11 protein-coding genes are annotated in these 12,772 nt (G+C 39.8%); 4 read left to right on the plus strand and 7 right to left on the minus strand.

The features are described from left to right. Positions 1-378: 378 nt before the first annotated feature. The 4 genes from IGJ00_RS07570 (at position 379) to IGJ00_RS07585 (ending at position 3,942) form a co-directional block, all read left to right on the plus strand. A complete protein-coding gene (locus IGJ00_RS07570) occupies positions 379-1,908 on the plus strand; it encodes an AMP-binding protein (RefSeq protein WP_438844284.1) in 1,530 nt (509 codons plus the stop codon). Between the two features lie 175 nt (positions 1,909-2,083). Next, entirely contained in the window at positions 2,084-2,890 is an 807-nt protein-coding gene (locus IGJ00_RS07575) for a bifunctional hydroxymethylpyrimidine kinase/phosphomethylpyrimidine kinase (RefSeq protein ID WP_074799005.1), read from the plus strand. Beyond that, positions 2,880-3,377 carry an ECF transporter S component gene (locus IGJ00_RS07580; protein WP_115357631.1) on the plus strand — a complete coding sequence of 166 codons (498 nt, stop codon included), beginning with the start codon at positions 2,880-2,882 and terminating at the stop codon, positions 3,375-3,377. Before IGJ00_RS07575 ends, IGJ00_RS07580 begins: the two co-directional genes overlap by 11 nt. Positions 3,378-3,393: 16 nt before the next feature. Continuing rightward, a complete protein-coding gene (locus tag IGJ00_RS07585) occupies positions 3,394-3,942 on the plus strand; it encodes a TIGR01440 family protein (protein WP_260697501.1) in 549 nt (182 codons plus the stop codon). Between the two features lie 65 nt (positions 3,943-4,007). Here IGJ00_RS07585 and IGJ00_RS07590 read toward each other — a convergent pair whose 3' ends face one another. From IGJ00_RS07590 to IGJ00_RS07620, 7 genes are all read right to left on the minus strand, one after another. Next, complete coding sequence (locus IGJ00_RS07590) at positions 4,008-5,648, minus strand: glycoside hydrolase family 13 protein (protein WP_438844285.1); 1,641 nt, start codon at positions 5,646-5,648, stop codon at positions 4,008-4,010. Between the two features lie 179 nt (positions 5,649-5,827). Then, positions 5,828-8,068, minus strand: a complete 2,241-nt coding sequence (locus IGJ00_RS07595) for an AAA family ATPase (RefSeq protein WP_260697503.1) — start codon at positions 8,066-8,068, stop codon at positions 5,828-5,830. 22 nt (positions 8,069-8,090) lie between these two features. Beyond that, positions 8,091-8,570, minus strand: coding sequence for a DUF6530 family protein (locus IGJ00_RS07600; RefSeq protein ID WP_010735448.1), 480 nt, complete (start codon positions 8,568-8,570; stop codon positions 8,091-8,093). 159 nt (positions 8,571-8,729) lie between these two features. Further along, positions 8,730-9,578 carry a DegV family protein gene (locus tag IGJ00_RS07605; protein ID WP_019723210.1) on the minus strand — a complete coding sequence of 283 codons (849 nt, stop codon included), beginning with the start codon at positions 9,576-9,578 and terminating at the stop codon, positions 8,730-8,732. Positions 9,579-9,843: 265 nt separating this feature from the next. Further along, positions 9,844-11,436: a polysaccharide biosynthesis protein gene (locus tag IGJ00_RS07610; protein ID WP_071867062.1), complete on the minus strand. Its 1,593-nt coding sequence runs from the start codon at positions 11,434-11,436 to the stop codon at positions 9,844-9,846. 128 nt (positions 11,437-11,564) lie between these two features. Beyond that, complete coding sequence (locus tag IGJ00_RS07615; protein ID WP_019723212.1) at positions 11,565-11,882, minus strand: AzlD domain-containing protein; 318 nt, start codon at positions 11,880-11,882, stop codon at positions 11,565-11,567. Further along, positions 11,875-12,654: an AzlC family ABC transporter permease gene (locus IGJ00_RS07620; RefSeq protein WP_438844286.1), complete on the minus strand. Its 780-nt coding sequence runs from the start codon at positions 12,652-12,654 to the stop codon at positions 11,875-11,877. Before IGJ00_RS07620 ends, IGJ00_RS07615 begins: the two co-directional genes overlap by 8 nt. Positions 12,655-12,772 lie beyond the last annotated feature (118 nt).

Here is a 12,772-nt window from a genome sequence, read left to right on the forward strand (position 1 = left end):
AAAAACCCTTTGTTATAAGCTTTTTTATTTATATGTAATAGAAAATTGTTATGTATTAACAAAGCTTCCATTTAATTATCTGAGTGATAAAATATGAAAGGTATAGAAGTCTATGGTATATTTTTGTTCATAAAAATTCATTAGTAGGAGTTTCCCCTCTTAGCAGTTTAAAAAATTGAAAAAGCGATGGGGCAAGTATTTTCTCAAAAGATCCCCTCTTTAAGTCATATCAAGTGGATGTGTAGTTTTTTCCCGGTCTTTCTCTCGATTCGATAGATAACTTTACATCCAGGTTTTTCTGTTATTTAGTTTGAGGATATGCTATCATAAATTAGACTTTGTACATTTATTAACAAATTTATTTATGGAGCGTGAAAGATGGAAACAATCGACTATACCCCACTTAATCTTTATACGAATTTTCAAGAAGCTGCTGAACGCACACCTGATGTCCCAATGATTTTTGATCAGGCATTAGTGGCTTATCCGGAGCTTGGTTTTAAAAGCACTTACAAGCAATGTCATGAATTAGTAGTAACGCGTGCCTATCAACTCGCTAGTTTAGGTGTGACACTTGGTGATAAAATCATGATCTACAAAAGCTCTGCTTTTGATACCTACTTGATGGCCGTTGCTGCGTCTTATCTAGGTGCAGTTCCTGTCATGCCTTCCTATCATTTGCCAACAAGTACCTTAGAAGTATTTGTTGATCGTTTGGAAGATCCTTTTATCTTATTCGACGAAGTGACAAGTGAACGTGTTGCAGGAATCACTAATGGTACAAAGAGCAAACAATTAGCTGTAGCTGATTTGCTCAAACAACCCGCAACTCCTGTGGAACAAAAGAAATTAGATAATGATGAAATCTCTTATATGACTCACACTTCTGGCACGACCGGCATCCCTAAATTGATTTGCCACTCTGCACATTCAATGGGTTGGCGGACAAAGTGGCAAAAAACGGTATTTACTAAGATCGCCGAGAAGAAATTAGTCGCTTTTCATATTTCGCCGGTTCATTCACGATTCAACATCGGCATCTCTTCTCTTATGGCGATGGGCTTTCCGATGATGCCAATCGCAGATCCTCAAGGTGAACATGTAGTGAAACTGTTAGTAGAAAATCCACCAATTGCTTTAGAGACACATCCAAATAACTTTGTTCAGTGGAGTTTCACTGCAAGAGAGCATCCAGAAGCTTTTTCAGGTATTCGCTACTATCACTCTACATTTGATGCCATCAACAATCAAACAATGGAAGTATTCCTTCAAACGTCAGCAACAAAAGAAGCAATCTTTTTGCAAGTCTACGGACAAAGTGAATGTGGACCGATGATTTTGAAAGCTCATACGTTGGAGAGCTTAAAAACAAGTGATGCACGTGATATGGGGGTCGGTCTAGGTGACTTGACCAAAGCAAGAATCGCTGATGAAGAAGGCAATGAATTACCTGCGAACACAGATGGTCACATCCACTTGTTATCAAAAGGTCGCTCATTGACTTATTATAAAGAAGATGCTCGTTTCCAAGAAAATGTGTATGGTGTTTGGTGGGATAGCGGCGACTATGGTTGTATCGACGAAAATGGCCATCTGCATTTGAAAGATCGTCAAGTTGACTTGATCGATACGATCAACAGTACTTTAGCGATCGAAGATTATTTGTTGGATTCATTGGAATTTTTAGCTGAAGTCGTCATCGTTCGCGATAAAGACAATTCACCACAACCAATCATTGCTTTAGCGCCGAATCAAGAGATGGATTGGGATCGTTGGTGGAACCAAGTCCATGAATTGCCACGTTTGAATACACCGATCATTCGTGCTTACGAAGATATTCCAAGAACAGCAACCATGAAAGTCCAACGGTTACAAATTGAAAAGGAATTTAAAGAAGCCAATAAATAATTACTGATCCAGTGGTTCAGGCAAGTACTTTTCCTCTAGTGAGGAAAGTGCTTGTTTTTTTTGTATATAGTTTTCTTTTCCCTCTCCGACTTAAAGTGGCTGACCTGATAATCTGCCAATTGGCTGTTTTTCTTTTTAATGGAACAAGGTATACTCTTTTTGTGGAGGGATGAAAGTGAAGAAAATAGTAACGATTGGCGGCTCTGATCCGTTTGCTGGTGGCGGCATACAGTCCGATCTAAAAACATTTGAAAACCATCATATTTTTGGGATGAGTGCTTTGACCTGTATCGGAATGCTTGACTCAGATGGTTCGTTTATATTAGAGACGATCCCGCCTGAATGGTTAGCCAAGCAGTTAGATTCGATTCAACGTATGACAGATTTAGATGGGATAAAAATTGGCTTATTGCATTCATTGGAAGCCATTGACGTTGTGAAGGATTTCCTTACATATTTTGAGGATATTCCCATTGTGATCGATCCTGTGTTTGCCTTTAAGGAAACATCAAATACCTTGAATCAAGCCTATATGCAAAAAATGATACAGGAGTTATTTCCTTTTGCGGATATATTGACCCCAAATTTGAAAGAAGCCTCCCTGCTCTATGGTCAACCAGTTCAGACATTTCTCCAAATGATCGATTGTGCAAAATATATTCATTCACTTGGTGCTAAGAACGTAGTGATCAAAGGTGGCACTGGGATTATTGGTAATGAAGCACTGGATGTTTTATTCAATGGAAAGGAAACAATTTCCTTTAGGCGAGAAAAGTTAGAAGAACAGACTGTCAACGGTGCAGGATGTACGTTTGCTTCCGCGATTGCTGCAAATCTGGCCTTAGATTATCCTTTGGCAGATGCTGTTGCCCGGAGTAAGGCTTTTGTTTATGACTGTATCTTGAATGGTGTCATGATGAATGACCAAACAGGAAGTGTTTGGTCAAAAGGAAAAGGAGTGGAAATAACGAATGAATACTAAAAAAATTGCGATTTATGCCATGCTGACGGCTTTAACTGTGGGGATCTCTTTGGTCATCTTGATCCCAATACCTGGAACCAACGGATTTGTCACCTTATGTGAAGTCGGCATTTATACCGCAGCTGCCCTTTTTGGTCCGATGGGTGGATTGATCGTTGGTGCAGGAAGTGGCTTGTTTATTGATTTATTATCCGGCTATCCCCAATGGGCGATCTTCTCTTTATTGATCCACGGCTTACAAGGACTGGTTGCTGGCTATTTTGCAGGTAAAGGTTCTGTACGTTGGGGCATAGGGCTATCACTTGGGACGATCATCATGGTGGCAGGCTACTTCTTTGCTAGTTGGTTGCTTTATGACTGGCCAGTCGGTGTCGCATCTTTACCAAGTAATTTGGTCCAAAATATCGTCGGTATCGTGGTGGCGATTCCACTTATAAAGGCATTGATGCGTTTACCTCTACAACAATCAACGGTAAAAAACAAATAAAAGGAATGAATTGAAAATGGAAGTATCAAAAGACAGTTTCAAACAACAATTATCTGAAATAGTTTCTGACGTCCTCGATGAAGCCAATCTTAAAGCTGGCGATCTATTCGTTCTAGGATGCAGTACCAGTGAAATTGTTGGTGGACATATTGGTAAAAACTCAAATGCAGAAATCGGAAAATGGGTCATCGCAACATTGAAAGAACAATTAGACCCTCTTGACATTTCGTTAGCAGTCCAAGGCTGTGAACACCTTAATCGAGCATTAGTCGTCGAACGTCCAGTAGCGGAAAAGAAACAATTTGAGATCGTCTCTGTCATTCCGGCACTCCATGCAGGAGGTGCCTGCTCAGTTGCAGCATTTGAACAATTCAGCGATCCTGTCGAAGTGGAACATGTCGTTGCTCAAGCAGGAATCGACATCGGTGATACTGCGATCGGGATGCACATCAAGCATGTTCAAGTGCCTGTACGTCCTCGTTCTAACACATTAGGTCATGCGCATGTCACTGCTTTACGGTCTCGTCCTAAATACATTGGCGGACCTCGCGCGCAATACGAATAAGAAAAAACTACGAACAAATAAGAGGGTGTTCCCTTTCTTATGTTCGTAGTTTTTTTTCATGTCAGCTAAATTTTTCGATAAAGACGCGCTTCATAGGGGGCGAATGTACCACTTGATTGAAATTCTTGACCGGATTGATTTTCCAATAATACTTCCCAAGTTGTTTCAATTTCCGTTGGTAATGTATAAGTCGCTGCTTCATCAGTCAAGTTGACGATGATCAGATAACGTTCTTCTTCTAGGACTCGTTCGTAGACAAAGAGCTGTTCATTTTCAGGTAGGTATTCGTTGAAACTACCATAAACCAACCCTTTGTTTTCTCGACGTAGAGCAATCATTTTTTTGTAAAAAGATAAAATCGATTCGGGGTCATTGGTTTGATCAGCAACGTTGATCATTTGATGATTCGGATTGACGAGCAACCAAGGGGCAACCTCAGAAAAACCAGCATACAAATGATCATTCCATTGCATCGGTGTACGACTATTATCTCTTGTCGTATTGGCAACGATATCCAATGCTTCTTCTTCAGAACATCCTTCATCAAGCAATTGTTGATAAAGTCTTCTCGAATCTACTGCATCGATCTCATCAATAGAAGAAAATGGCAGATTCGTCATACCGATCTCTTGTCCTTGATAAATAAACGGTGTGCCTTGCAAAAAGAAATACATCATGGCGATTGCTTTTGCAGAAACTTGCCAATATGCAGGAGACGTATCTCCAAAGACAGACACACATCTTGGCACATCATGATTTTCCATATAAAGAGCGTTCCAACCTTTGCCATCCAGTGCTCGTTGCCAAGCGCTCAATGATTGTTTCAAACTCAATACATCTAGATCCCCATCTTTTTCATGTTTCCAGATCGAAATATGGTCAAACTCAAAAATCATATCAAAATAGCCGTTTTCGCCTACCCACTCAGGACCTTCGCTTGCGGATACACCACTCGCTTCTCCTACCGTCATAATATCATATTCATCAAAGACATTTTTTAATTCTGTCAAATGATCTTCGATGCCGGAGACATTTTGAAAAGGAGAAAATGGGTTCTCAGTTGCCTTGACAGAATATTCATCTTTTTTTACATGAGAAATTGCATCTAAGCGGAATCCGTCGATCCCTTTATCTAACCACCAGCGAATCATCGTGAAGAGTTCATCTTTTAGCTTGTCGCTTTCCCAGTTCAAATCAGGCTGCTCTTTCGCAAAAATGTGTAAATAGTATTGACCAGTTTGCTCATCGTATTGCCATGCTGAACCACCAAAGATCGACTGCCATTCATTCGGGGCTTGATCAGGTGTACCATCGACCCAAATGTAGTAATCGCGGTAAGGGTTATCGACCGACTGACGAGATTCAATAAACCATTCATGCTGATCGGAACTATGATTGATGACTAGATCCATGATGATCTTTATCCCCATCTGATGGGCTTCAGCTAATAAAGCATCAAACTCATCCATTGTACCAAACTTCTTGAGAATTGCTTGATAATCGCTGATATCATAGCCGTTATCGACAAATGGGGACTGATAAATAGGATTGATCCAAATAAAGTCGATCCCTAACTCTTTCAAATAGCTAAGTTTTTGGCGAATCCCGTTGATATCACCAATACCGTCGTTGTTGCTATCTTTGAAGCTCGCTGGATAGATTTGATAACCAACTGCTTCTTTCCACCACTTTTCTGTCTGCTTCATGCTTATCCCCCTTTTTTCTTTATTATAGCTCAATTTCAAGCGGTTACATATCTGTTAACGTTAACTTTTTTATGCTAACATCAGGCGGATTAGTGCTTATAATAAATGAAAAAACTCAAAAAAGCGAATGACAAAGACCATGAGTCACTCATCATCTTTGAGATTCGCTTACTATTCATTTATAAATAACGAGAAATCAATTGGATCAATTGTTTGGGAAATGTCGATAAATCGGTAATATCGACAAAGCGACTTGCCCCATAGATTTCTTTGATTTCTTCCTTATCTTGTCCAATTGCCGCAGAAATAAAAACGATACCTTGGCGTTCATATTCAGTCAACACTTCTTGGATATCTTTTTTTGCTTTAGCGCCTGTATAATCAGGTAAAGCTTTAGGTTGGCCATCACTGATGTTGACGATCAGTTTGGTTGTCGCAGGTTGTTCTGTCAGCTTTCCAGCAATCAGACGCAAGACTGCGCCATCACGATTATTTTGTCTTGGCTTCATAGTCACTAATTTCTGTTCCAACCACTCAAATGAATCCGAAAATTCTTTGTAAGAAAAGACAGATGTTTTTTCTCTTGTCGAAACATCTGCTGTATCTCCATAGATCAACAAAGGAATACGTACTTTTTTAGCAAATGCGGCGATAGCAAATGCGGCTTTTTTTGCAGCTATCATGCGGTCTTCACGAACCATCGAACCAGATTCATCGATTCGTAGAGCCACTGCCAAAGAAGGTTGTTCATGAGGGGGATTTTTTTTATCAAATTGCCGTAAATCACCATAAGCTACTCGACTAGCATTAAAACGTTGTCCCTCGTACTTTCCTTTTTGGTAAGTTTCACTTTGTTCATTTTCCAAAAGATCAAGGATTTGCCGACTCAATGAATCCACGATCGGATCGATTTCTTGTCGGATAGTCGCTACTTCAGGATTTATGACAGTAAACTTAGGGCGATGAACGATCATTCCTTCTTTTTCATGGATCGTACCTTTCATCAGCTGCCGCGCTTCTTTGTTGAGTTCACGCTTGAGCTGTTTGTCCAAGGCTTCCATATCTGAAGCTGACATCTCTTGGGATTCATCATCTGCTTGGTTTTGTTGTTGACTTCGTCCTTCGACTTCCTGGCTCCGCTCTTCCGATAAAGGCAACGTGTCAGTCGGAGTTTCTTCTTTCGCCGTTGCTTCTTTTGTCTGTTCTTCTTCTTGCAACACTTCCTCTTTTTCTGAGGGTTGTTCAGCAAGCGATGTTGTTTCTTCTGCCAACTGATCGATTTGACGTTCTATCGCTTCTTCTGCACGAATGGTCCGTCCTTTGATTCGTGGGGATTCGTCTGATAAGTCCCCCCATTTCTTTTGACGAAGTAAGTCTCTCAGTTCATCTAAAAGCCCACTATCAGTTAGTGCAGTCGTCAAAATGTGTAATTCATCTGGATCAGTCGTCAGTTTATATAAGACTTTGGGATAGAGCGATACGAAAATGTCTTGATGTTGTTTCATTGTATTGACCCAATAAAAGTAAGAACGCATACCTGCCACACCTTTGATGGCATTTGCTTTTGCAGTTTCATCTAACAAACGGATCACTTCTGCCATTTTCAATAAAAGTATCGGCTCGTTAACTTGTGTCTTGCTGATAGCACGTTCCACCATGACTGAAAGCTCTGGCAGATCCATTTTCTCAGCATGTTGCATACGATCTCGAAGCGATTCATTCAATGGTCGGTTCCCTTGATAGTTACGATTGGTTGTAATGATGATGATACAGTCTGGGTGTCGTTTGATCACACCAGTAGGTAAGTTCAACAAACCGTTTGTTTCTAAGGCAGAGTTCAAGGCGACAAGGACCGAAGCATCACGTATTACAGTCGGCTCTTGGATTTCTAAAAGATAGCCCTTTTCAATGGCACGAACGATTTCTGACGGATAGTATTTATAGTGGATCGTACTTTCTTGGTTGTTTTCGATTCGTTGCACGAGATCGGCTAATTTCTGTTTTGCCGTGAGTGGATCGACGGAGTAATATTGTTCGATCAACGTCAATACCGCAGCTAATGTATCCGTTTGATAAATAGCGGTCAATAACTCTTGATCCTCTTCTTGGTCTGAATCAATGACAGGTAGTAACGCACCAAAGACATCTGATTTATCCATATCAGCAAAGCATGTTACTTTCGTATAAGGTAACTGCAGATCAAAAGACAAAGCTTTTGCTAATTGCGTTTTCCCAGAACCTGCATCCCCTTCTAATAGCACATTGCTGATTTTCATTTCCGGATCTAGCCAGTTTGCTTTGATTTCAGTTGCAATACGCAGCTCTTCAGCACTTGTTTGATGACTTGTTGGTTTTTTCCAAATCATTTGTTTTTCGATCGGTGTAAACGTTCGTTGATTGGTGAGTGAAAAGTTTTCCATGATTAAACACTTCCTTATAACATTAATACCCTAGATCGTCTAATAGACGTTTCAAGATACGAAAACGTTCACCAAGTAATTCGCCATCTTTTTGTAAAGCATCGTAGTATAACATGATATCTTCATCGATTTTAGGATTTTTTGTGTCCACTTCCACCGTCATCCGGTTTCCTTGCAAACCGATGATATCAACGACAGGATTTTCAGGGTCGTAAAATTTTTCATGGCGGTAGGCATCCTGGAAGTAAACACTTCCTTGCGCCACTAAGATCGCTAAGTCAAGAATACGAGTGATCGGTAATTCTTCTGATTGACGTGACCACTTTTCTCCTGTATGACGCCACACTTTTCCTGAGATATCGACTTTGCCTCGATCATTCCACTGAGCTAATCCTAAAGACAGTCCTTTTGCATCTGTATGCAAGGCATTTCTGCCATCAACTTTATCATAATCTTCAACGACGATCACTGGTTTATGTTTCAAATTTGTTGGTATTTCCATCCTTCTCTACTCCTTTTTAGTAATTTAGTGATTTAGTAAATTACTAGATAATTAAAGATAGTATAAGATAATAAAGTGAGAAATGCAAAAAGAACAGTCCAAGCAAATCATTGCTCAAACTGTTCTTTTATTTTTTTTATTTTTTGCTTTCTGGCATTTTTATTGTGCAGAGATCGCAATACCGATCGCTTTTTCACCCAAGTGACTACCGATCACTGGTCCAAAGTGGCCGATCTCGATTTCTGCTTGTGGGTATTGTTTTTGAAGTTTTGCTTTTTCTTCTTCGGCAACTTCTAAATTGTTTGCATGGATCACATACAATTTTACTGGTGGCTTGATTTCTTCATTTCGTTTGCCAATGATTTGTTCTGCACGGGCAAAAGCTTTTTTGCTTGAACGGATCTTCTCGAATAAAATGATCTTCCCTTCCGAAAAAGTCAGGATCGGTTTGATTTTCAATAGCCCCCCGATCAGCGCAGCACCATTAGTCAAGCGACCTCCACGGACTAAGTTGTTCAAGTCGTCAACGATCAAATAGGCGTATGTATTGTCTCTGATTCGATCGATGTGAGCTAATATGGCTTCAAGTGAATAACCTTTATCATTCAAGTCTAAAGCAGATTCAACCATATGCCCCATTGGCATACTGGTGATTTTCGAATCATAAGGAACAATCGTCATCTCTTTGACGTCGTCTTTCATCGCAAATAATGTATTGACGAATCCAGAGATCCCACTTGATAAGTGTATGCTTAAGATCGTATCATAGCCTTTGGCTTTTAGTTCTTCATATAGTGCCAAAACTTCACCTACAGCAGGTTGGGAAGTTGTTGGAAAATCTTTACTGTTTTTCAATAGTCCGTAATATTCGTCTGCTTCGATGTCAATGCCTTCGTTATAAATTTTTCCATCCAAGATTACAGGGATTGGAATCACATATAAATCAGGATGGTTCTTGATACGTGTTGGCAGGAAAGCTGTACTGTCAGTTACGATTGCTAATTTCATTTATTTAAGTTCCTCGTTTCAAAGAATTTTACCAGTCCTTAATACTATATCATAAGTAAGAAAAGATTTGAACCTTTGTCCGGATTATAGAAAAAGCAACCCATGTTTTTTATTAAAATCTAAGGTTTTTATCACTTTCATCCTTTATAAGAACGAATAAAAGCCAGGACTTGAAAGAATTTTTCTCAAGTCCTGGCTTATTATTTGAAATTAGCGTGCACTCTTAGTTACCTATAGAATCACTGGTGCTTGCCACTTCATCCCTTTATCGTCTGAAATTCTTGACCATTTGCATGGCATTTCTGCCAAATTGGGCAAAGGCAAACGTCAAGCCGCCGACACCACCGATCACCACACAATAAATGACTGCATGCGTTTTTGATGTCATGGATAAGGAAAGACTCAACACGAAGAAAAGAATGCAGCATAGAAGCAACATGGCCATTGTCGAACGAAACGTCTTCAAGAAGAAATGACTGATCTTTGCGAATGGCGAGATGCGGTATTCTTTTGATAAATAAAGATACCCACGAACAAACACAAAAGCAAAAGCCACTGTATTAGATAAACTCATTCCGTATCCGCCAAATAAAGCTAACCCAATCGCTTGGAATACGACTTTTAAAATAATAGCTTCTGTTGTCAGTTTGATCGCAACCAAATGATGATTCAATGATTGGAGCATCGTCGATAAAATCGTAAACAACGAGAAGAACAAGGAAGCTAAAAGTGCCATCTGGAAGTAGCCGACACTCTCTGGATCATAGCCAAAAAACAAGGTGTATAACGGTCCTGCTAATAAGGACATCCCTGCTAGCGAAGGCAAAAGGATCAATAAAGCAATCGAGAAGCTGTCCCCGACTGTTTTTTCAATCTGTAGTCGGTCTTTTTTTCCTAATGTACTTAGGATCGGCAGACTACTGATTGCGACCGTTCCGACCATTGAAATCAAGATCAGTGTCAATTTGTTCGGATTGACTGATGCACGACTAAACAAAAATTCGAGTTGTTGGTCGGCAATTTCCGGTCTGAATAAATGTAAGAATGGTTTCATCGTCACCTGATCGATCATTTGCACGATCGTGATCACCGAACCAACATAGATGAATGGTAAGGTTTCTCGAATGATCGAAACAGACGCAGAACGATTGTCTTTTTGGAAATAGCGACTTGAGATCCAGAAATCTTTTAAACGGAAATAATCGTTTTGCCGTCCGACAACAAACATATGACCAATAGCCGCAAGTCCACCGAAGAAAGAAGCAACAGTACTGATCAATACCGCTTGCACAATCGTGCCATCTGTCAACACACGCAAATAATACGTACCAGCTAAGATCACGATTACACGGATCACCTGTTCAATGATCAAGGAAGTACCGTAAGGGCGAAGATGATTTTTCCCTTGGAAGTAACCGCGCATCGCACTTAATACTGGGATCGCTACTAAGGAAGGACAGAGACTACGAATCGCCAAAATACCGTTATCGACATTCGAGATCGGACTGATTTTCGCCAAAGCGGGAGCAAACAAATACATCAATACGGCAGATATGATCCCGATAACGAACATGATATTGATCGTACTGCGAAAAATGACCCGACAAGCTTGTTCATCTCCATTTTTTGTCGCCACCGCGACTTTTTTTGCTATCGCATTTGGAAACCCAACAGTACCTAACATCAGGAAAAGGCCATATGGTAAATAGCCCACATTATAAAGGGTAGTTGCTAACATGCCATCTTGATTGTTTCCCATCATACTTAACCAAGGAATCAAATAAACGACACCTAAAACTTTACAGAGTAGATTGGCAAAGGTAAGCCAAAATGTCCCTTGCATCAATTTCTTATTCATATGTCAACCTCAACTATCTCTATTAGAATAAACATCTTCCCTATTATAACAAAAAAAACATGGAGGACAACTCGTTGAGGAAAACAAAAAAATAAGCTTCCCAATTTTTTGGAGAAGCTTAAGAAATTCTATAACATTGATAATAAAAACACAGACGCAAGTCCTGTAATGACAGACAACGCCATTGAGCGAGTCTTATAAGCAACACCTGCTACAAATAGCATTGCAACGATTTTGATGTTCCACGCAATATCTAAATGTTCATGCGTGATAAAAACATCTTTGAAGGCTAACGCTGCAAACAAAGCAACTGGTACATATTTCATCCATTCGCTAAACCATTTAGGCACTTTTCGATGTGTGAAATAAAGCATAGGAAAAACTCGTGGAATGTAGGCAACGACAAATAAGCTGATCACCAATAACAACAAGTACCACTCAGTCATGATGTTGCACCTCCTGTTCTGGGAAATGGAACAATGGCTCATTCAAAGGTTGGGTCTCTTTGCTGGATTTCTTTTCTTTTTCCTTCTTGAAGGCTCTTTCTAATACAAAACCCGCCGAAGAAGCAATCAACGTTGCAACGATCAAACCGAAAGTGTTTTGGAAAAGTACCATGAATAAGACACTGAGTATCCCAGAAAAGATCCCTGTGAAGATGAGTAAAGCATTTTTCATTTGCATGATGAACATAAAAATAAACATAGCAGTTAAGGCAAAATGCACCAAATCCGTATCCACTCGGATCACTGATCCAAAAATATTTCCGACCATGTTACTGATCGCCCATGCCCCCATTGAAAACCAATTGACATATAAAGCTTTTCGCTTGTCCCAAGTGGGATCAGTGGAATACTTCAAATAATTGACTGCATAATTTTCGTCATTCAATGATTGAGAAAACACAACTAAAAAGAATCGCTTTTCTTTCTTCATAAAGCCTGAAAGACTCGACCCTAGCAAAATATACCGTAGTTCTAAGAAAAAAACCATCAAAAGTGTAGTTGAAAATGGCGCTTGTGTGGCTAACATAGAGGCAACTAGGAATTGTGCGCCACCAGAAAATACTAAGATAGATAATAGACCAGCTAAGAGTGGATCAAAGCCAACTTGCTGCAGTAAGACTCCGCAAGCTAACCCAACTGGGATATAACTAAGGCAAAGTGGCAACGAAGCATGTAGCGAATCCTGCCAAGGCGCCCGTTTCTGTTTATTCATTAACGATATCTCCTTCAATTTACAACAAATAAATAGCGGACTAATTGTAACATAAATAAATAAAAATGTAGCCGTTTTATCGTTAAACAACATGATATTTTTCTCATTTTCAAAGCAC

Source organism: Enterococcus sp. AZ062, from assembly GCF_051715065.1.
GTDB lineage: Bacteria > Bacillota > Bacilli > Lactobacillales > Enterococcaceae > Enterococcus_B > Enterococcus_B mundtii.

Excerpts from the sequence above, each read along its gene's own strand:
- IGJ00_RS07570 (WP_438844284.1), top strand. The coding sequence starts at position 379 with ATGGAAACAATCGACTATACCCCACTTAATCTTTATACGAATTTTCAA.
- IGJ00_RS07580 (WP_115357631.1), top strand. The coding sequence starts at position 2,880 with ATGAATACTAAAAAAATTGCGATTTATGCCATGCTGACGGCTTTAACT.
- IGJ00_RS07585 (WP_260697501.1), top strand. The coding sequence starts at position 3,394 with ATGGAAGTATCAAAAGACAGTTTCAAACAACAATTATCTGAAATAGTT.
- IGJ00_RS07590 (WP_438844285.1), bottom strand. The coding sequence starts at position 5,648 with ATGAAGCAGACAGAAAAGTGGTGGAAAGAAGCAGTTGGTTATCAAATC.
- IGJ00_RS07595 (WP_260697503.1), bottom strand. The coding sequence starts at position 8,068 with ATGGAAAACTTTTCACTCACCAATCAACGAACGTTTACACCGATCGAA.
- IGJ00_RS07600 (WP_010735448.1), bottom strand. The coding sequence starts at position 8,570 with ATGGAAATACCAACAAATTTGAAACATAAACCAGTGATCGTCGTTGAA.
- IGJ00_RS07605 (WP_019723210.1), bottom strand. The coding sequence starts at position 9,578 with ATGAAATTAGCAATCGTAACTGACAGTACAGCTTTCCTGCCAACACGT.
- IGJ00_RS07610 (WP_071867062.1), bottom strand. The coding sequence starts at position 11,436 with ATGAATAAGAAATTGATGCAAGGGACATTTTGGCTTACCTTTGCCAAT.
- IGJ00_RS07615 (WP_019723212.1), bottom strand. The coding sequence starts at position 11,882 with ATGACTGAGTGGTACTTGTTGTTATTGGTGATCAGCTTATTTGTCGTT.
- IGJ00_RS07620 (WP_438844286.1), bottom strand. The coding sequence starts at position 12,654 with ATGAATAAACAGAAACGGGCGCCTTGGCAGGATTCGCTACATGCTTCG.